Source organism: Rania fehmarnensis (genome assembly GCF_056494185.1).
Window position 1 is genome coordinate 6,699,962 of the sequence record NZ_CM151398.1, and the last position, 21,498, is coordinate 6,721,459.

Sequence of the window (21,498 nt, forward strand, 5' to 3'; positions counted from 1 at the left end):
GTGAAGTAATGGGCGAGAGTTTAGCGAGGCGGGGGATTGTGTTGGCTGGCGGTACGGGCAGTCGGCTGTTCCCATTGACGTTCTCGGTGTCCAAACAGCTGATGCCTGTGTATGACAAACCGATGATCTATTACCCACTTTCAATCTTAATGTTGGCGGGAATACGAGAGATTCTGGTGATCTCTACACCTTCAGACCTGCCGAACTTTCGACAGTTGCTGGGTACAGGCGAGCATTTCGGTGTCACTTTTCAGTACGCTTCACAGCCTTCGCCAGATGGGTTGGCGCAAGCGTTCCTAATTGCCGAAGATTGTGGTTTCCTGCAAGGGCATTCCTCTGCTTTAATTTTGGGAGATAACCTTTTTTATGGGCATAGCCTGGCCGACTCATTGCGAGCTGCGTCAAGTCGCACGGTAGGCGGTACTGTATTCGCCTACCAGGTTAATGACCCGCAGGCTTACGGCGTAGTTGAATTTTCCGAATCCGGAAAAGTTGTATCGATCGAGGAGAAGCCCGAGAATCCTAAGTCTAAGTTTGCTGTCCCGGGTCTTTATTTCTACGACCACAAAGTCGTGGAGCACACGCGACAGCTCAAGCCGTCTAAGCGGGGGGAACTGGAAATCACAGATTTGAATCTCCGGTACCTACGCCATTCCGAGCTTTACGTAGAAATGTTGGGCAGGGGAACTGCATGGCTCGATACGGGCACGCATCAGTCTCTGCTTAGAGCAGGGCAGTTCGTCGAGGTCGTAGAGGAACGGCAGGGACTAAAAATTGCTTGTCTGGAAGAAATCAGCTTTCGAAATGGCTGGATTGATAAAGCGGGTGTAGAGGCTGCGATAACTAGGCATGGTAGCTCAAGCTACGCAAGATACCTGGAGGGGTTACTGCGATGAAAGTACTTATAATTATTCCGACTTTAAATGCTGGGTCTGAAATTGACCGCTTGCTGATAGCACTGACGGAGGAAGAACAGGAGCATACGGTTCTGGTTGTCGATTCGTCCTCAAGCGATGACACCGTCGAACGAGCGCAAGGTTACGCGGGTGTTCGTACAGTCGTTATACCCAGAGCCGACTTCAATCACGGCGCAACTCGTGAATTTGCCAGAAAGTACTTGGGCGAGTTCGAGATTGCCGTCTACCTCACGCAAGACGTGATACCCATCAAAGGCTTCTTGAAAAGCTTGGTTCAACCTGTAATTGATGGCACAGCAGCTGTGACCTATGCGCGGCAAATTCCACATGATGGCGCATCGGTGTTTGCTTCATTTCCGCGAGAATTCTTGTATCCAGCCGAGAGTGTAACGAGAACTATTCAAGATACCGAAAAGCACGGTGTCTTCACCTTTTTTTGCTCTGACTCTTGCTCAGCATATTCCAACTCGGCACTCGACAGCATTGGCGGTTTTGCTCCGACTTTAACAAACGAGGACTATATTGCAGTTGCGAAAATGCTGTCTCGCGGTTACGCAATCAGATATACGTCCGATGCCGTCGTGAAACATTCGCACGATTATACTCTTTGGGAAGAGTTCAAGAGAAACTTCGACAATGGCTACATCCGTGGTGAGAACTATTGGATTGTGCGTTTGGCTGGTCCAGTCGAATCTAGAGGAGCTCATTTTGCTCGAGAATTACTAAGCCGCATTCTGACTACTCGGCCTCATTTGATTCCTTACACATTCCTGTATCTCGCGGCCAAATGGACTGGTATACGGTTGGGGTTGATGGGAGTTTGGCTTCCTCGTTCAGCGGTAACATTACTTAGTTCCCAAAAGTATTATTGGAAGTCGCGGTTCTGCCACCGAAGTTGGGCATCGCGCTCAGTGGTTTGGAACAACCAAAATGCCAGTCAATCTACAGCAAACGATGATACAGCACTAAAAGGCGATGGAGCTTGTGGGGAGCCTGCGGTAGTGGGCGAAACGGCGGCCTGAGCGTTGTGAAAGCAAAAGTCGACATTTTTAGACGTAGAATTTAATTACTTATACTTGCAGGTGAAGAAGTGCTAATTGCTGAGGTCGGTTGTAATCACAAAGGTGAGATGAGTATAGCTTATGAGCTGATCAAGATGGCGGCGATATTTTGCCGCGTCGAAGTCATAAAATTTCAGAAGCGCACCAACAAAGAGTTACTAAGCGAGGAAGAATACAACAGACCACATCCCAACCCTGTCAATAGCTATGGAAGCACTTACGGAGAGCATAGGGAGTTTCTTGAGTTTTCCACAGATCAACATCGCCAACTCAAACAGTGGTGTGAGGAGCTAGGTGTGATCTACTCCACTTCTGTGTGGGACTTGACTGCGGCTCGCGAAATCGCTGCACTTGAGCCAAGCTTGCTGAAGATTCCGTCGGCATGCAACGTTGATTTCGAACTGGCCGGGTTCCTTTGCGATAATTACAAAGGGGAAATTCATGTTTCTTTGGGTATGTCGAATCACTCGGAAGAAGACTCCATAGTAGACTATTACGACAAGCGAGGGCGAGCCAATGATTTAGTGGTGTACGCTTGTACGTCTGGCTATCCTGTACCCTTCGAAGATATATGCCTTCTTGAGATTTCGCGGTTGAAGGAGAAATTTTCAGATAGAGTTAAGGCAATTGGTTTTTCAGGACATCACTTAGGGTTTGCTGCGGACATCGCGGCTTTAGCGCTGGGAGCAACCGTGTTCGAGCGACACTTCACCCTCGATCGCACATGGAAGGGCACGGATCACGCGGCTAGTCTCGAACCTGACGGCATGCGACGTCTTGCGCGTGATTTGCGAAACGTTTCGCTCGCTCTGACCCACAAGCGAGCAGAGATTCTACCGATTGAGTGGGAACAGCGTCGTAAGCTAAAGCGAAAAGTAAGTGATGAATAAGATCGTCGCACTCATACCGCTACGCGGTGGGTCCAAGGGGATCCCAGGAAAAAACATCAAGTTAATCGCAGGAAAGCCATTATGCGCTTGGACTCTCCATGAAGCACTCAAAGTTCCAGAAATAGACAAGGTTTTTGTTTCAACGGACAGTCCCGAAATTGCTAGATGTGTTCAGGACACAGTACCCTCTGTTGAAATCATCGACCGACCGCCTGAGTTCGCTTCTGATACTGCCAGTAGCGAGGAAGTTATGCTGCACTTTGCATCGAAAGTAGAATTCGACCACCTTGTAACTATACAGGCTACTTCACCGCTTCTGACGGCTGCCGATCTTCAGGGTGGTTTGAGTGGCTATCTGTCCGGCGGATTCGATTCGTTGGTTTCTGGGGTTATCCAAAAACGTTTTTTTTGGGCTGTCGATGGAACCCCGTTGAACTACGATCCTGCATATCGGCCACGGCGCCAGGATTGGATGGGTACTCTGGTTGAGAATGGGGCCTTTTACATCACATCGCGAAGCATTCTGGTGAAATCCAAATGCAGGCTTGGGGGGCGGATTATGACTTATCCCATGCCTCCTGAAACTCTTGCAGAAATCGATGACGAACACGATTGGGTTGAAGTCGAATCCATGCTTCGCAAACGCAAGGACAGGCAGCTCGCGACTAAGTTGAATGAAGTTCGTCTGTTAATGGTTGACGTCGACGGAACCTTAACAGATGGTGCGATGTATTATGACAGCAGAGGAGAATCGCTCAAGCGATTTCACACACGCGATGCAGTCGGCCTGAAACTACTACTTGATTCAGGGGTGACCGTAGTGATAGTAACTCGAGAGGACTCTCAAATTGCGCTTGCAAGAGCAAAGAAATTGGGCTTTCCCGTAAGAATTGCGGTCCAAGACAAAGCAGAAATGCTTGACGAGTTAATCACGGAGTATGGAGTTGAGCGACACGAGGTTGCAGTGGTGGGTGACGATATCTTCGATTTGCCGGCGATGAGAATTGCTGGATTATCTGCTTGTCCCTCCGACGCGGCGACCACAGTTCTTGACTTCTGTGACGTAGTCCTTTCGACTGCTGGAGGTAGGGGCGCGGTGCGGGAGCTGTGTGAACTTATTCTTCGCGCACGGAGTGTGCCTGTTGAATAGTGACTTTGTACCTAGAATTCCTTACAGTAATTTCTTTCGCAGAAAATAACCTGGGATGTTGAACATCATGTCAACTGCAATCGATGCTCATTCAGAACTTATGACCAAAGGGTTTGTGCTTTATCGATCAATCCTGACGCAAGAAGAGATTGACAAACTACGCACTACGGTATCCAACTATTTTAAGCAAGCAGGTCGATTTGCAGAGTTTGGCAAGACTCAGTCGGATGCGTTTTCAAAAGTTCCGGAACTTCGCTGGGTGAGTAACCACCCCGGCATTCTCAATTCAGTTAGAGATGCTGCCGGATTCGAAGACATTGTATACACTTTTCACAGTGATATTCACATGAATGTCCTCGGCAATTGGCACACAGATACAGAGGCGTATTTTGGCGGTAACGAAGTGCTCACCGATGACTTCTGTGTATACAAAGTCGGTATCTATCTTCAGTCGCATACGGGAAACAGTCAAGGGTTAACCGTTTGCGAAGGTTCGCAAAAGACGGGGCAATTTACTGGTCCAATCAATCAGTTGGAAACACGTGCGGGCGACATTGTCGTCTTCGATGTGAGAATTCTACATCATGGTGACAGGAAATCGCTGCTGGAGAGACTAATGGGAAAGATGATCCGCAGCAACGAACTGAAGTATCGTATAAATATGCTAATGCGTAAGGCCATGGGACGTACGGATAAGTTGTCGGTGTTCTTCACGTTTGGAAAGGACAATAGCAAAACAGTGGAATTTGCAGAGCGCAACATGGCCAGACAGAGAAAGCAAAACGGTGACACTGGCCCTAATGCAACGATTCCCCAGATGCGGGAGTTGATGCGCAGTGCCGGTGTTGCAAGCGTGGGGTTGTCGTAGACACTGAAGGCAATTTTCATCGGGTTGTTACGCTATGCCTCAGAGTGGTTGATTTTCCATGAGGGGACAATTCATTAGATCTAGTGCCTTCACGCTTACGGCTGGGAAATTTAATGTGAGTACTTCCGTACAGTTATTTCGCGCAATGATCTACGTGGTTGGTTTCGCGTTTCAACGTGGTTCTGCCTACCTTCTACTCCCTCTTATAGTTATAACCGCTTCACAAGAGGAATTTATACGTTTCGGCTTGCTCACAAGTTTCTTAGCCTTAGCTCCGCATCTCTTCTCAATGAGGACTCACACTTCACCAAGTCGACTTTATTTTGACTACTTGGATCGGGAAGAAAGAGCTAGTTACCTTTATAGTAGCATGACCTCTGGAGTACTGATGGCGGGGAGTGCCGCATTGTTACTCGGTATGGTACTTCGCATTACGGGGATAACGGATCCTCTTTCGCTGGCTAGCCCTGCTTTGCAGGCGCTGATCCTAGTCACCGTCATCTTCAAGGTTTTATCCGAATTTACAGCTAATCTTCTGAGAACAATGGGACGCGCAGGAGCCTTTTTGGGGCAAACCCTCATTGAGGGGATTGTGCTCATTTGTTCGATCGCTGTGCTCGAAAACCTCGACCTGCCGATTGTTGAGACGACGACTCTCGCTTTTCTAGCGAGTGCTCTTGGTGGGGCGATATTCGGGCTATGGGCAACGTACGTTGAGTTTTGGTCCGGGCACTTTAGCTTCAAACTTGCGAAGGCGAGCTTGGACTATGCTTGGCCGACCGCTGTATATGTGGTTGCCGCGTGGATATTAGTCCAGTGCGGCAGGTGGTTTGGCGACGCTTACCTTACTGATCGGACGGAGGTCGCAAGATACACCTTCTACTCATTTGTTATATTGATAAACGGAATGATTGTACGCTCGATCTTCGAGGCAATGCGTCCAGAAGTAAGTCATCTTTTCGCGTCAAATCGATTCCAGGAGGGCACCGCTACGCTCAAGCGCGCGATGCGCTATTGCATCGCGTTAGCAGCTCTTCTCGTGCTTGTTTTCTGCGCAGCCAGTCTACTCACTGCGGAATTGCTGCCTGCAGCGTACCACTTTAACTTACCCTATGCGGTGGCTCTATTTCTGTGCATGCTCTCCGACATATGGGCAACATTTGCTTCTAATATTCTGATCTCCGTCAAAAACACTAAAATCTTATTGCTGTCTAGTCTATTCTCTGTGGCAACCTATTTGATCTCAGTAGTCCCGATATGCATGTATTTCGGAGGTGTTGGACTGCTCATTTCTACCTGTTTGGCTCTGGCGACCCAGGCGAGTGTTATCAGCCTATCATTGGGGCGAGTTGAAACTCATCGTCGTCCGTTGCCCGTCTCTTAAATGACGCCGGAACATTTGTCCACACTGGACGCAGTCGTTAAGTTGAATTGATAATGGATCTTTTTGCATGCGGACTGACGATGGTGTTAACTTACGCCATCTTGCTCACGATCGGATTCCGAATTGTCAGATCACAATTCGCATTCTGCATCCTACTAGCATACACCTCGCTAACGATAACGTCATCTGTTGTATACCTAGACTATAATTCTATATACGTAAGCGAATCAGGGCTGAGGTCCTATCATATAAACGCCGGATATCGTTGCATCCTCTACAACGCAGTCACCCTCGCTTCCGTTATCCTCTTCAGCAAATGGTTTGCCCGAGTTGACGTCAAGCTGTGTGCGCACTCCCTCAACGCGCTGGTAAACCGATTAACCCTGCTCTTTGTTTCGACTGGCTTACTCGGGTTTCTCGCCAACGCTTTGCTCACGCGTCAGCAAGCCATTTGGAGTGAAGCCGTTAATAGATACAATTACTGGGAAGATTATGCAAAAATTCCGCAGTTGTCCACTGTCTTTGGGAAGTTGTTTGTCGCACTGCCAGTAGTCTTCACAATTTGGTACATCCACTCTCGCGCGAAGCGCTCGTGGTTGTTCTTTTGGCCCATCTTGTCGCTTTATTTACTTTTGCTTGCAGTCGCAGGTCAGAAGTTTCACGGCTTTCTTGTGCCAGTTTCGCTTGTAATCGGAATTAACATATGCTTTCGAAAAGAGAACGCATTGCCATTAGCGTCATCACGAGAGATCTATGCCATTATATCAGCATTTGTTCTAATTCTATGCTTAGGAGTTTCGAGTGTCGCTGGGAGAGGCATCGCTCGAAATGCCCAAGGGCCCCTGGAAGCTTTGAAGATACGTTTTCTGCACCTCCAAGGGGGCGCTTACTGGACATGTGATTATTACTCAAACATGCATTCACTTAAACCAGGCTTGCTGATCGGCGAGATGGATTTATTAATAAGTGAAATATGTGATACAAATCTTGTCGACGACTACAATGACAATGATGTCAATTTAGCCGCAGGTCTTCCGAGCACATCTGTACTAGCGTTGGGAAGAGTATATGCAGTATTTCCATGTATCCTATTTGGCCTCATGATGGCATTCTGCTGTGCGTTGTTACGCGCGTCCGTAGTCGAGAATAGCCTAGGGCTGGGGCTTTTGGCCAGTTACCTGTGGCTTTGGGTAGGGTCTATTTACGCGAGGGGCAATTTCAATGAAGTGTACTCCCCCAAGTTTGTTATTGCTTTTGTAGCAATGGCGATATGGATAGCCTTCGCCTTTCGAATGCGAATCGCACTGAGATCGCGGCATTAGTTCCTCCGTCCTCTATGCAGCCGTGAAGAGTCTTAATCCAATATCTGCCGTATTTAAAAACGGGAAGGATTCGGGCTGTTGTGAATGGATTACTAGCGCCGAATGAGTAATGGAAGAACATCTGAAAGGCGCTCAATGGACAGAATAAGACATGTTGCGATTCTTAACAACAATTTGTCTGCCACACTTGCCTGCGAATATTTCCTGCAGCATGGCATACCGCTATCCGACGTCTGCGTTATAACCCTTCGTCCGATTTCGCAGTCGTGGTTAGATAACTGTGGAGTGTTGTTGAAATATCCCGCAAAGGCGTCGCTAACACCACTTGGGCAACTAAGGTTCGTTCCGTTCTACTTTAAAGCTGCAAAGGTGATTAGGAAGTGTCTTGCGCTCGGGTTGCTGCAAAATGTACTATTAGTAAATAATGACAACGTTCTCTGCAATCACTTTTTTCAACCAAAACCCTTAAATACACACTACTCGTTATCGGTGGTAGTCGAGGGGTTGATGAATTTTCAGAACATTACACTTGAAAATCGGGCCTGGTGGAGAAATCAGTCCAAGTGGTTATTCTCGAGAATTCTAGGACTAAAATGGGGGCGTCCAAAGGGACACTTAAGCGGTGTGGACGACAAATCAGTTTGCACAGTAATTTCCTTTACTGAGAAATACCTGGTGGCCAGTGGGAAACCTATCGTTTTCATTAGCCTTCCACGGGTTGAGCCACGCGTTCCGGCGTCGGCTGATACTATTCTTTACGTCGAAACCGCGTTATGGCAGTGGATGCCCCTTGCGTACGCGGAAGAGTTTGGCCATTCGTTTGCACAGTGGCTATCGCAGATACCTCATTCTAAATTGTTTATTAAGCAGCATCCAAACTACCCTCCTTTGCCACAACAACGCGCGGCTTTGCCTAAATTCGAACTCTGGGGCGAAGGAAAGAGTGTTGAAATGCTTGCAGCGGAAATACCAGCGGGAATAGTTGTCGGGACCTGTTGTACGGCACTCGCCACACTGAAGATAATGCGCCCAGATATTCGTTGCATTGATTTTGGTTCTGATTTTTATACGCAGCACGCATATGGCGGAGATACAAGTGCGGTTGGATTTCTCAAGTCCGTTGGCGTAGAACTGGTCACTTGCGAAGAGATTTCCAAAGAATTGACCATCGGACTCAAAGAAGTCGGGTAGCTCAAGCGTGGCTCAAGCCTTTGTTTGTTGCACTGTTTCCGTGGACCGTGAAAAGCGAACATCCGCAGCCTCGGTTCGGAATTTATGAATTAAATGGTTTAAGCCAAAACCTTTGTCCACGGCTCGCGATTGTGAGTTGTGATCCGCAGAAAGTGCTAGAATGACGCAATTAGTTTTTAATAGTTTAGGAGATGCTCGCTCTAAAGCTACTGTATGTCCAGTGTGTAAAGGGGAACTGAGCCTTGTTATCGAAAGAAACGATAATTACTCGATATACCGCTGTCGCGCCTGCACGCACGTTTGCAGTCTCCCAATTCCTACCAATCAAGAGTTAATGGACTTTTACGACGGTTTTTTGTTCGCCATGCCGAACGAGAGGCATTCCACTCGCGTTGAAAAGGTCAACAAATGCGTGCAAAAAGTCGTGTCAGATTGTCTTAATCTCACCGGGCTTGCTCCGCCCTACGACGTGTTGGACTGGGGGGGCGGACTCGGATATTATGCGAACGGGTTCTCGGTGCTTGGATGCCGCACGACGTTAGTAGATATTGATCATCAAGCCTGTGACTACGCTCGGAGGAATTTCGAAAATGCATTCGAGATAATTCCATCAGACCCAGTATCCCATGATTTCGGGAAAAAATTTGATATGATTTTTTGCACTCACGTTATCGAGCACTGCCCGAACCTCGATGAACTGTTTGCTGCGTACAAACGGGCATTAAAGCCTGGCGGAATCCTGATTCTGGCGACTCCGAATCAAGGTTGTAAGGAGTTCTATATTAGAATCCCCTGGGCGCTTACCTACATTCGAAAGACGACAAAGAGTTTAACCCAGACTTTTTCATCCATAGGTACATTCTTACGAACTCCCTGGATTTGCTGCGACCCTCCTCGACACCTTCATGCGTTCAATGGCGAGAGCATTGCGAAACTCGTGTCGCACCATGGATTGAATTGCATACGCGTCTTCGCAGAGTATAACCACAAGCAATCGTATCAGTTTAATGAACTAAATTGGAAGGTTGGGAAGATGAAAGATGCCATCCGCATTCCAATAGAGTTTGTCGAAATGTTGGGTGTTAGGTGCTTAGCTCGACTTTTCCCAAAAAAGCCTTGGGGAAACAATTTGGTTGCAATTGCCCAGTTACCAGAGTAGTCGTTAGCCTCGCTAGGTGATGTCGATAAATCTGGATTGGGCACGCTGCGCGTTATTTAAAGCCGCTTCAGCGTATTAAGCGTAGAGCACACTGTTCCATAGCCAATATCGCTTTGGCTATACACAAGATAGCGTACAACGTGCGCGGCGTTTGTTCTTTCGTAACACAAGGAAGCAAAAATGGTTGTTTCACCTAAAGTATCGCCAAGCTCGACTTCGGCATTTACTGATTCTACGTTAGACGCGTCGCAGCCATTTGTCAGTGCGTCAACTGCTGTTCAGCTGGGTAGGATCCAGTCGTCCCATGACTGGGTTACAGGGGCTCCTCTAGTTGTGATGGATGCAGCTGCCGTTTTTACCAGCGTGTTCATGCTTTATTTGCTCGGCGCATTTCTTGATTGGGATAGCGTCTCATTACACATGAGCTCCGTCGTTGGGTTAATTGGCTTTACCCTATTAATACAACATGTGCACGGTCTTTATCCCGCTTGCGGCCTGCCGTATTCGCTTGAATTCCGAAGGATTTTACGCACAAGTTTGATAGTCGTGTCTGCAGTCGCCCTTGGTTTTGCCATGAGTGCTACAAGCACTGCGGTTTGGTCGATGTTCGGAATCCTCTACTTTGGGATAGCACTCCCACTAACACTCGTTCTCGGCCGCTCGCTTGCCAGGGCAGTTCTGGCAGGTTGTGATTGGTGGACCCAACCTGTTGTGATCGTCGGCGATGGAGAACTGGCGATTCAAGCATATCAGCGGCTTCAAAAGAGTCGCCATGAAGGATTAAGACCAGTAGGCATTGCTCACGAGGGACCCGTTCAGTGGCTTGATGAGGGTGACGGGCTTTACCTTGGCCACGTTTCTCAGATAGAGTTTTTATTGAAGCAGACGCGAGCTTGTCGTCTCCTCTTAACGAACCCATGCTCGGGAAATAAGTTGAACTTCCAAGCGTACCATGGCATTCCTCACGTGGTTTTTCCTACAGAACTCCGGTGCCATCCTACCGAAAGAAGTCGACTCAGTGAGCAGCATGGGCATCTCGAACTTCATTGCTACAACGCGGTTACTGCTCCCGGGGCTAAGTTAGCAAAACGCCTGATGGATGTGTCGCTCGTCCTAATTGCGATGCCCATCTTGCTTCCCGTCTTTGCAGTGTTGGCTGTCGTTGTAAGAATGACTTCCAGCGGACCAATCTTCTTTGGATCACGGCGAGTCGGTCTCGGAGGCGAGCGTTTTCATGCATGGAAGTTTCGAAGCATGCTTATCAATGGCCAAGATGTGCTGGATCGGCATTTTAAGCTGCACCCTGAAGAGAAAGTCGCTTATGAACGTGACCATAAACTCAAGCACGATCCTCGAATCACTATGGTCGGTAGGTTCCTACGGAAGACCAGCTTAGATGAGCTACCGCAACTATTTAATGTGCTTATGGGCGAGATGAGCTTAGTCGGGCCTCGACCCATATTGGAAGATGAACATCAAAAGTATGGCCCTGTTTACGACTTATACGTTACTGTTCGGCCGGGGATCACCGGCCTGTGGCAAATCTCAGGGCGAAATGACCTTGAGTATGAAGAACGCGTGCGTTTTACTCGCTTTTATATCCAGAACTGGTCATGTACGCTGGACTTGTATATTCTCTGGAGAACTATCAAAACTGCTGTTCTCCAAGAGGGAGCGTATTGACCGCATATTCGCCAGATGACTGATCTCTTCACTTGTGCGCTTCTATGCAGCAAGTTTTCGAGCCAGAACGATTCAGCGAGGATTCCTGGTCAATGCCCGACCGTGAGCACACAGTTGCTCTCTAATTCTTGCTAAACCGTTGACCTCGAGCAGACGAACTGCCATTCCTACAACTCGCTTGGTGTTGTTTGATAAGGTTGGCAACTTTTGCACCTTCTTTACTGACTCTGCTTGTTTGCCTGCCGCCCTTGCAACAAACCGGCAACTCTGAGTTTCAGCCTCAACGCCAAAGATTGCTAAGTGCGTGGACACGTCCAATTCGCCCGGTCTTGTTGGGTGCTGAAGTGCTGCAGTTTTGGCTTCCAAGGCGTTTCTTCGAATGGGAAGATGTGGGGTTTACGGTGTTGGGGGCAGTGGTGGCCGAAGGCTGCGCGCTGGCTTATGGTGGGTGGTTGAAACGCTGAGGATGCGGAGGAGAATTTTTGAGTGATATTTTGAGCTTTGGGCGGCCATTGGGTTACGAGCGAGGTGCGGATTGCGTCTAGTGTGGTGGGGGACGAATGCTCAGACGAGCCCAATACTACAGTCCAAAAGCAGATTCACACCACGAAGGACACGAAGAGCACGAAGATGGAAGTCCTTCGTGCTCTTCGTGTCCTTCGTGGTAGCCGCTTCGGGCCCCCGCTGCTGGCTCCGGAGGACCTTTGCCCTCCCGGGTCAGTTGGTCGGTCGAGGATTGGGTTAGAGGGTGCTGAGCGGCTGGGGACAGCCGCTCTACATGAGATGAACCTTCGGAGGATCCGTTGATGAAGCCGCTGGCCCGGTTGGCACGTCGCATCTTAGCGATCGAATGTTTTGAGACGCGTCGATTGCTCGCGGGGATCGAGATCTCCGCGCAAGAACAATTGCTGCTCGAGTTGGTTAACCGCGCGCGGGCTAACCCGGCGGCTGAAGCGGCGCGGTTTGGGATCGATCTGAATAAAGATCTGCCGCCTGGTACAATCACCACCTCAGCCAAACAACCGCTGGCCCCTAACCAAGCACTGGCCAATGCGGCGCGGCTCTACTCGGCCGATATGATTACGCGCGACTTCTTCTCACATACGGATCCCGGTGGTATCGGCACTGAAGCGCGGCTGGATGCGGCTGGCTATACGGGCCGCGGCTGGGGCGAGAATATCGCGTGGAAAGGTTCAACCGTTCCAATCAACGCCGTGGATTACTTACTCCAGAACAACGAAGGTTTGTTCAAGAGCGCCGGCCATCGCACCAATATTCTCAAAGAGTCCTTCGACGAACTGGGGACCGGCGTCGTCGTGGGCGTCTTCACTTCACGCGGCACAAACTATAACGCCAGCATGGTGACCGAAGATTTTGGTATCTCCCAAAACTCCGTCTTCATCACCGGCGTGGCGTATAACGATAACGTGCAAGCCGACCGCTTCTACTCAGTCGGCGAAGGCTTGGGCGGTATCACCGTCACCGCCAAGGCCAGCGATGGCACGAGCTATCAAACGCAAACCGGCTCCAGCGGAGGCTACGCTCTGCCGGTATCCGCAGGCATTTACACCGTGACCTTCTCCGGTGGCGGACTGGCTCAGCCGATCGCTTACCCGAGCGTGACGGTGCAAGAGCTGAATCAAAAAGTCGATCTGAATACCTCACGCACCGCTGTGCTGAGTATCACCGTGCCCAATGCGACGGTGCCAGAAAACTCAGGTTCGATCACGGCGACGCTCTCGCGCTCGGGCTTTACTGCCGAGGCCTTGACTGTTTCACTACAAAGTTCATCTACCACGGTAGCTACGGTGCCGGCCACGGTCACCTTTCCGGCCGGGGCAACCAGCGTGAGCTTTGACATTGCCATCCTGAATAACACCCGCGCCGATGGCGATGCCACGACCAGCATCACCGCCTCAGCGCCCGCCGCGTCGGTCGCTGCCGTGCAGCTGAATGTGACCGATGACGATCTGATGAAGCTGAGCCTGGCGACGACCACTCAGATTGTTTCAGAGAATAGTTCGACGATCAGTGTGACGCTCTCACGCGAACTTGCTACGCGCTTTCCGATGACCGTTCATCTAACCAGCAGCGATACGACGGCCATCACTGTGCCTGCCTCGGTGGTTATTCCGGCCGGCAATACCTCCATGCAATTTAATGTGACGGTGATCAATGATTCGGTGCTGGATGGTAGCCAGGTGGCCACCATCACCGCTGCGGCCACAGCAGCGATTAATGCGACCTTGGTTGTAACCGTTATGGATGACGAGACCGGCTCGGAGTGGACCAACCCCAGTGATGCCTTGGATGTTAATAACGACCGCGCGGTTAGTGCCATCGATGCTTTATTAATTATCAATCAAATTAATTTGGGTCATATCGGTCGCATGTCGGATATGCAGAATGCTCGCGATGCGTTCTTCGATGTCAGCGGCGATGCGTTCTTGAGCGCCCGCGATGCGCTGTTGGTGATTAATCGACTTAATCGTTCGGTTAGCGGTGAAGGGGAAGACAGGGCGCTCGCGTGGTTGGCGCCGGAGATTGAATATCGCGTAAAGCGACAGGCCAGGTAAGGAATAGGCACCACGAAGGACACGAAGAGTCCCGGGACGTTGTCCGTTGTTCTGAGCGGTGTTGGGCTCACGAGGACGTTCGCCCTCCCGGGACTAACGGTCGGTAGAGGATTGGGTTAGAGGGTGCTCAGCGGCTGGGGACAGCCGCTGCTACGTGGGGGGGAGGTGACGGTGAGCCGCTCGGGCGATACACTTGTTGTGATATCTAGGATGGAATTTAATGGCTAAACTCGTAGGCTCAATTCTGATTGCGACTTTGATCGTAGGGCAGATCGCTTGGTTGGCCTTGCGCGATCTGCGCGAGTCGCGATCTAAAGCTGCGGCGCCCACGGTCCAGACTCATGTGCCGACTTCGCAAGATGATTTTCGCTGCGCGGAAGAAGTTGCCACTAAGCCGAGGCCGTTAGCCCCGGTTCCTAAGCCGAGGGCGCTAGCCCCGGTTCCTGATCCGGCCAAACCAATCGAACAGCCGCCAACCCAGCAGATACCAACCGATTTGGTCTCATTGATCAATGAGACCGTGGTCCAAGTTGCCCTGCCGAACGCGGAGGTTGGGGGCACGGGTTTTATTGCTCGCGTACGCGAAGATGGCTTCGATGTGGTGACTGCTGCCCACGTGATCAATGGCGATCGCGTGTCCAGTGTAGGGCAGACCATTGAAGTAACCAGCTTCTTCCAGCAACTCAGCTCGACCGACCAGGCGACGCTACCTGTCAAGCCAACCTCCGGTTCCAAAGCGATAACACAGGGCCGCGTGCATCGCATGGTCTGGTTGGCCGCGCAGGACAAGGTGCATGATGTGGCCGTGCTGCGCGTGATCAGTAAAGAATTACCTGTCCGACCATTACAGCTGGTTGATGCTGCTACCGAAGCCGATGCAGTCTCAGCGGCACCGTTTGATGCCTGGCAAATTCGCTGGACTGCTCAAGAGACTCCTGTGTTGCGGGTGGCTTCGGTGTTGCGGGAACAGGTGGCTGCGCGTGAACCGCAGAGTCCCAAGGTCAAATATTGGATCTGCTCGCCGGCCTCAGATCCCGGCATGTCCGGCGGCCCACTCCTAAAAGCCGACGGCAGCGTCATCGGCATTGCCAGCGGCAACAGTAGCGGCGAAGCGTATTATGTTCCCGCTGAACAGATCGCCAAATTGCTGGAACGCTGAGCGACTTGTGTAGAGCGGCTGTCCCCAGCCGCTCAGCACCCTCTAACCAAGTATCTGCAAACCATTGGTCTGCGCTTTGAGTGATGTGGCATAGGCTTCCAGCCTGTGTTTTACCACACTCCAAAGCGCAGCCTGCTCGAACTAAGTGATACGGGCGTTCAGAGTGACTCTGTGGCATAGGCTTCCAGCCTGTGTTTTACCAAAACTCCCAAGCGCAGCCTGCTCCAACTAAGTGATACGGGCGTTCAGAGTGACTCAGGCTGCGGCATAGTCAACGCTTACATCAAAGCGGTGCCAGGTGGCACCGCACTCCAAAGAGAGTGCCAGTTGGCACCGCACTCCAACGCCCACAGGCTGGAAGCCTATGCCACATTAGTCCAAGAACCGAGGGTAACGCCTACGGCTTAGTTGGGGCCCTTAGGGGCTGTTACTGGGAGTGGGGTGGACGATGGTGGGCGGGCCTGGAGACCCGCCCTACGACCCGCCCTGCGGGCCGCTCTACTTAGTCGCTCACGAGAGCGGTCTACATAGGGGGTGGATGAAACACCCAGCGCGCGTTTTGTACAGTATTTTGTATGACGAACTCGACTTTGCGGAATGCAAACTATTTCGGGAATAATTGGTTTGGGATGCTTGCGTAAGCCGGGCGATCCGTTTAGTCTGTCACGGGTATGTGTGTATCTAGCCATAGATCTCGATCAAATTTTCTTGAGTCGTCGATAGGAGAGTAGTAGATGGTCATTCGAACACTTGTGTCCCTCGCAGTGCTGTTTTGTGGCCTCTCGGCCCAGGCCGAGTTTATCACGCAGATTCCGGGTGCGTTCACACCAGTCACGTACGGTACGCCGCCTAATGATGGTACGATCGGTATCTCGCAAAATGACTTGGGAGCCACGGCTCCTAACTTGACGTCATTTGCCATCATTTATGATGACTTCACCTTCTCGACGACTGGCGTAGCCAACAACGTCCAGTGGATTGGTGCTTACGAAGATTTGAGCACTACACCGCTAGCACCGAACTTCAAGGTATCGTTCTATGCGGACAACGCCAACGCGCCTGGGGCTGTGATTGCGACCTACAACGTGGGTTCGGCCAGCGAAACCAGCCTGGGTGGTGCCAATGCAGCTTACTTCTCGTACACTGCGGCCATTCCTAATTTTGCTGTTACCTCGGGAACCAAATACTGGTTGTCGGTGGCTGCGGATCTGGATTACGGCACCAATGGTTGGGGTGTTGCTTACACCAACCTGGGCAATGGCTCGTCGGTACAAGACTTCGGCGATTTGGCTCTGACCCGCTTCACCGACCCAATCGGTTACGCACTGGCCGCCAATGTATCGGCTGTACCTGAACCAAGCACTGGTCTGTTGGCTTTGGCCGCAGCATCGGGATTGGGTTTCTTCCGCAAACGTGAAAAAATGGCTGGAGGCCTTGCTTTCTTCCGCCGAATCGTTAAACTAGGCTAGATTCTGAAAAGTCCGAGATTATTCATGGAGTACGACATGAAGCAAACTTTGAAATTTATGGCCGCAGCCGTTGTGCTCGGCGCTGGCTTGCTGACCGCTGCTACTGTTACCCCAGCCGGTGCAGTTGATATGCAAGCTAACTACTTCAGCGATGCTCAGCCTGCTGCAACTGCGGTTGTGGTTGCTGATGCTCAAGACGTTAAGGAGTGGGAATTCACCGCTCGTGCTCGTCCTCTGAAGTGCCGCACTGGTGGCTAAGTTTATTAGCCGTTAGTCGCTTCAACAAAAACACGAAGAAGGCAAGTCACTTGTGACTTGCCTTTTTTCGTTTTGGGGGGAGGTGAATTCCCTTGTGAAATGTGGCATAGGCTTCCAGCCTGTGAGAATGTGCATCTAATCTGTCGAGATCGGCTACGTGCCCGGCATCGCCATGAACAACGGACATAGATCTTGGGGGATTCGACCTCCCCAAGGCAAAGCCTTGGAGAGGTGTCTGTCACCTCCCCCGGCGCAGCTGGGGGAGGTCGCCGACGCGGCGTTCAGCCGTCGTCGGCGGGAGGGGGCACTGCGCTAGGCAAGACTCCTGCGGTACTAACCACCTATACTTCCAAGACCCCTCCCGAATCTCGCCAAGCCTCGATTCGACCTCCCCAAGGCAAAGCCTTGGAGAGGTGACAGGCCCTGGGGAGGTGACGGGCGCCCCCTCTTCAACGATACTACAGCCATGAAAATTGAAACTGGATTAGCATACGCGCAAGAAGCTCTCTTGGCGGCCATGGTGGCTTTGGCTGTGTGGCCTTTCGGATGTATTCATCCATACTTCGAGATGTGGATCTCGGTGGCCATTTTCCTCTCGGTTGTGCTCTGGGCTGCGCGGCTGGCGATGAGTCCTGAGCTGGCCGGGCGACTCTTAGCTTCAACGCTCTGGCCCGTGCTGTCGCTACTGGGTATCGTGGCCTTGGTGGCGCTGCCGCTCTACGATACGCCGCTCACGCAAGATGAAACTAAAGTCTCGCTGATTAGCTCGCTCAATACTGCGCCACCAGAGACGTTGGTCTGCGCTGTGGATCAAGCCATAACGCCACCGGCCGCCTGGCTGGCTACGGCCAGTTCCCTCAATCCCGATGGCAGCCATCGGTTCTTGATGCACATCGCCTTGCTGGCTGGGCTGATCGCAGTGGCCAGCAGCTTTGAGGATCCACGGGCTGTGCTCTACCGGCTCTCGATTGTGGCGGCCATCACGGGGGCCATGTTGGCGGTGTTTGCCATTGGCCAAGGACCAGCGGGTGCATTCAAACGCATGTACTGGTACTTCGAAAATGCCTCGGGCTATGGTCCGTTCATCAACAAGAATCATTACCCGTTTTATGCCAATGGTCTGTTGGGCTTGACGCTCGGCTTATTCCTTGAAAGGCGCGAGCGGCCGTATTTCGCCTGGTCGCGCGTGCAGCATGATCCAATAACGCTGGGCATCTTGGCTTGTTTAGCATTGCAGATAACCGGCGTGTTCCTCAGCCTTTCGCGGGGCGGTTTAGTTGCTGGTGCCATTAGCATCTTAGTCGTGTTGGCTATCCGCTATCGCCCTGGCACCACCAACCTGGCATCGTTCATCGCCTACTTCGGAATTGCTCTGCTGATCGTTGGGCTGTTCTACTGGGTCGGCTTTGACCTGCTCGAGTCACGTTTGGCTACGCTCTCCGAAGCCGATGCTTATACCGAAGATGGTCGTTGGTACTTTTGGCAGGCCGCGCGCGATACCTGGCTGCAGTTTCCCTGGTGGGGTAGCGGTGGAGAGACGTTTCGTTATTGGGAAACGATGTTCACCGGCGGCGGTCGAGACTGGAACAGCATTCGAAGTCAAGCTGCCCGCGCCGACAACGAGTTTCTGGATGTGGCCAGCGAGTATGGCGGACTGGTCGTAGCCATGATGATCGTCTTCATCGCTACTTGGTTGCCAGCGAGCTTGCGAACCGCCCGGCGTAATCCGATTGTGGCCGGGGCAGTGGTGGGATTGTTGGCCGTGCTCCTGCACAGCTTGGGAGACTTTGGTTTGCGCATACCTGCCAATGGTGCGCTGGCAGCGATGCTGTTAGGACTGGCTTTGAGCGCTGGCGCAAGAGAGTCGCGGTCATCGGTCGGTTGGGTCCGTTTGACCCTCGGCTTTGCCTTGGCCGCAGGCTTATGTGTCCTGAGTGCCAATGCCGTCAAAGTAGCCAGCGCCAAGGCTCAAGGAGATTTTTTCCGGGCGCAAGGGCGGCAAGCGATTGCCGATGATCAATACGACCTGGCGCGGACTGCGATCATCAATAGCGTGCGGTTCAATCCTTCGAGTGTCGAGTTGCGTTTGGAATTAGCCCGCATGTGCATCGCCGCTGCTCGGCGCACCAATGTGGAGGCTGATCAACAGGCTTGGAGATGCCGGGCTCTGGAGCTAGCCATTGGTGCTCGTCAATTGTGTCCGCTAGTTTACGAGACGCCGATTTGGCTGTACGAGTATCACGATCTGGTGACCAGCGGGCTGACGCGTTCTGAATACTTGGTGCGCGCCCATCGCTTGCACCCAACTCAACCGCAGATTGCTTTTGCACTAGGCGAGCTGCACTTCGAACAAGGCGAGGTGCCCGAAGCCTACAAGATTTGGCATGACTCGTTGGTCTTCGCTTCGGATAAGCTAACGGACATTCTGAAAACTGCCCTTGGTGACCAGGCGGCGGCTGACGAATCTAGCCTGCGCGCTACCCTGGCGGCGATCTTGCCCGATGATCCCCAAGTACAGTGGCAAGCTTCGCGGTCGATAACCAATACCGTTATTAAGAACGAAGTATTGCAGCGGGCAGCCCAAGGCTTGGATGATTGGTTGCCGACGCGACCATCGAAGCAGGTCTTCAATGGTCACGCCTCGGCGGCTCGCATCTACACTGCGCTTGGTCAGCTCGATGCCAGCATCAAAGCTTTCCGTACAGCTCTGCGTTACAAGCCCGACGACTTTCAAGTGCGATATGAGTTCGCGCTGTTATTGCTAGGCGCCGAGCGTTACAACGAAGCTCGCAACGAGGTCCGCATCTTAAACAATCTCCACGGCAACCGCCCTCAAGTTGCCAAGCTTATGCAAGACATCGAATCCGCCGCCAGCCGGCGGTAGTCACCTGTGGCATAGGCTTCCAGCCTGTGTTCAGCAAATGCCACCAGGGCACACAGGCTGGAAGCCTATGCCACAAAAGACACAGGCTGGAAGCCTATGCATGTCACCTCTCCCGGCGAAGCTGGGGGAGGTCGCAGACGAGGCGTTCAGCCGAAGTCTGCGGGAGGGGGCCGGCGTTACGTTTGACTTAAGGGCTGAAGGACTCACCCCTCCCGGAGCCTAGCTAGCGCTGGCTCCGACCTCCCCATGCTGCGCATGGAGAGGTGACGCCTATGTCACTTATGCTCGCGCGGCCCGAGGTAGTCGCTGTGCGTTTTGGTCATTAGAAACGACATCTACTTCACAGCGACCCATATCGTAACGGGTGTGTTCATTGCGACGAGTGATGATGCCCTTGGCGCAGTTGCGATAGCTCTGTTGCAATCGCCACACGAGGGTGGCCAAGCATACGCCTGCCCAAATCGCGTAGGCACGCGAAGGCTCCAACGTTTGATCGGAGGCGTAGTACAGAATCGTGCCCGATGTTGATATCAACGCCAAAACGAAGAGCAGTTCGCGGCGGAGTTGGTTGTAGGCTTGCTTTTCTAAGATGCTGCGATTGGTCGAACGAGTTCCATCGAGCCGAATGCAGTTGTCATGCGCGACTTTCTGCCAAGGCCAAGCGAGACCGACCGCCATGAACTCCATCAGCAGCAATGCGGCTACGACTTGGATCAACACCATCAACATTTGCAATCTCTTTCGAGCTCTGTGTGAGCCCAATCTCTACTCGCCATCCGTAGCGGAAGCCGTCAAGGCTTTCGTCGTTCAGCTTAACCAGGGGCGACAGGGCGATATCGAAATGCTGGACACATTCCGCTACCAGAGGTGCAATTCACGTTGATGCGCAGAGATTATACTCTCGTTGGACGATATTCAAGGACATTTTAAATATTATAAAACTGAATAAATGCTTAAGAAATTTTCGCTTTCTTTGTGGTTGACGCTTGGGCGTAAGTAGCGACTTAGGGCTCACGGTGGTCCATTACCAGAAACTGCGGCAAGAACGCACAGGCAGATGCGCCGCGCATGTCACCTCTCCAGGGCTTCGCCCTGGGGAGGTCGAATCGAGCTTTAGCAAGATTCGGGAGGGGTCTTTACGTAGCCGATCACGGCAGAGATTGGAAATTGATCGGTGAGGCGTCCAAAGTCTGGCGACTTCGGCTACTGTTCATGCACTCACCCCTCCCGGAGCCTAGCTAACGCTGGCTCCGACCTCCCCATGCTGCGCATGGAGAGGTGACCGCTTGCCCCTCCCATCACACAGGCTGGAAGCCTATGCCACAGAAGTCACAGGCTGGAAGCCTATTCCACAGAGTGCCATGTGGCAAATTGACGTTGACTCACAATGCGATTTCTAAGTAAATGGGCGAAGTTGGGATGACTTTGCGGCCTCCGCGGGCGTGCAATGGGCTGATCACGCCAAACTGACAACCATCGTAACAGGCGAGCGATTCCCCCGCTCGGTAACTTAATGGACTAAGTACC

Annotated in this window: 16 protein-coding genes; 15 read left to right on the forward strand and 1 reads right to left on the reverse strand. The window is 51.8% G+C overall.

Going from position 1 to position 21,498, the window contains the following annotated elements; translation table 11 throughout:
* Positions 1-8 precede the first annotated feature (8 nt).
* The 15 genes from rfbA to SH573x_RS22820 all read left to right on the forward strand — a co-directional run bounded on the left by rfbA (position 9) and on the right by SH573x_RS22820 (position 19,971).
* Complete coding sequence (gene rfbA / locus SH573x_RS22750) at positions 9-896, forward strand: glucose-1-phosphate thymidylyltransferase RfbA (RefSeq protein ID WP_479350105.1); 888 nt, start codon at positions 9-11, stop codon at positions 894-896.
* Positions 893-1,939 (forward strand): glycosyltransferase family 2 protein, encoded by a 1,047-nt coding sequence (locus SH573x_RS22755; protein WP_479350107.1) that lies wholly within the window; start codon positions 893-895, stop codon positions 1,937-1,939. The genes rfbA and SH573x_RS22755 overlap by 4 nt, the downstream gene beginning before the upstream one ends.
* Positions 1,940-2,007: 68 nt before the next feature.
* Positions 2,008-2,868 (forward strand): N-acetylneuraminate synthase family protein, encoded by an 861-nt coding sequence (locus tag SH573x_RS22760; protein ID WP_479350108.1) that lies wholly within the window; start codon positions 2,008-2,010, stop codon positions 2,866-2,868.
* On the forward strand, positions 2,861-4,018 hold the full coding sequence (locus SH573x_RS22765) for an HAD-IIIA family hydrolase (protein WP_479350110.1): 1,158 nt from the start codon (positions 2,861-2,863) through the stop codon (positions 4,016-4,018). Before SH573x_RS22760 ends, SH573x_RS22765 begins: the two co-directional genes overlap by 8 nt.
* 67 nt (positions 4,019-4,085) lie before the next feature.
* Positions 4,086-4,886, forward strand: coding sequence for a phytanoyl-CoA dioxygenase family protein (locus SH573x_RS22770; protein WP_479350111.1), 801 nt, complete (start codon positions 4,086-4,088; stop codon positions 4,884-4,886).
* A gap of 370 nt (positions 4,887-5,256) precedes the next feature.
* A complete protein-coding gene (locus SH573x_RS22775) occupies positions 5,257-6,270 on the forward strand; it encodes a lipopolysaccharide biosynthesis protein (RefSeq protein ID WP_479350112.1) in 1,014 nt (337 codons plus the stop codon).
* 950 nt (positions 6,271-7,220) lie between these two features.
* Entirely contained in the window at positions 7,221-7,592 is a 372-nt protein-coding gene (locus tag SH573x_RS22780) for a DUF6418 domain-containing protein (protein WP_479356796.1), read from the forward strand.
* A 135-nt stretch (positions 7,593-7,727) separates the two neighbouring features.
* Complete coding sequence (locus tag SH573x_RS22785) at positions 7,728-8,783, forward strand: hypothetical protein (protein ID WP_479350113.1); 1,056 nt, start codon at positions 7,728-7,730, stop codon at positions 8,781-8,783.
* A 160-nt stretch (positions 8,784-8,943) separates the two neighbouring features.
* The gene (locus SH573x_RS22790) at positions 8,944-9,942 is read left to right on the forward strand and encodes a class I SAM-dependent methyltransferase (RefSeq protein WP_479350115.1); all 999 of its coding nucleotides are present in this window, start codon (positions 8,944-8,946) and stop codon (positions 9,940-9,942) included.
* A 180-nt stretch (positions 9,943-10,122) separates the two neighbouring features.
* The gene (locus SH573x_RS22795; protein WP_479350116.1) at positions 10,123-11,625 is read left to right on the forward strand and encodes an exopolysaccharide biosynthesis polyprenyl glycosylphosphotransferase; all 1,503 of its coding nucleotides are present in this window, start codon (positions 10,123-10,125) and stop codon (positions 11,623-11,625) included.
* Between the two features lie 806 nt (positions 11,626-12,431).
* Positions 12,432-14,201, forward strand: coding sequence for a dockerin type I domain-containing protein (locus SH573x_RS22800; RefSeq protein WP_479350117.1), 1,770 nt, complete (start codon positions 12,432-12,434; stop codon positions 14,199-14,201).
* A 220-nt stretch (positions 14,202-14,421) separates the two neighbouring features.
* On the forward strand, positions 14,422-15,360 hold the full coding sequence (locus tag SH573x_RS22805; RefSeq protein WP_479350119.1) for a S1 family peptidase: 939 nt from the start codon (positions 14,422-14,424) through the stop codon (positions 15,358-15,360).
* Between the two features lie 734 nt (positions 15,361-16,094).
* Complete coding sequence (locus SH573x_RS22810) at positions 16,095-16,829, forward strand: PEP-CTERM sorting domain-containing protein (RefSeq protein ID WP_479350121.1); 735 nt, start codon at positions 16,095-16,097, stop codon at positions 16,827-16,829.
* A 36-nt stretch (positions 16,830-16,865) separates the two neighbouring features.
* On the forward strand, positions 16,866-17,087 hold the full coding sequence (locus SH573x_RS22815) for a hypothetical protein (RefSeq protein WP_479350123.1): 222 nt from the start codon (positions 16,866-16,868) through the stop codon (positions 17,085-17,087).
* Positions 17,088-17,553: 466 nt separating this feature from the next.
* The gene (locus tag SH573x_RS22820) at positions 17,554-19,971 is read left to right on the forward strand and encodes an O-antigen ligase family protein (RefSeq protein WP_479350125.1); all 2,418 of its coding nucleotides are present in this window, start codon (positions 17,554-17,556) and stop codon (positions 19,969-19,971) included.
* A gap of 279 nt (positions 19,972-20,250) precedes the next feature.
* Here SH573x_RS22820 and SH573x_RS22825 read toward each other — a convergent pair whose 3' ends face one another.
* Entirely contained in the window at positions 20,251-20,700 is a 450-nt protein-coding gene (locus SH573x_RS22825) for a hypothetical protein (RefSeq protein WP_479350126.1), read from the reverse strand.
* Between the last annotated feature and the right edge of the window lie 798 nt (positions 20,701-21,498).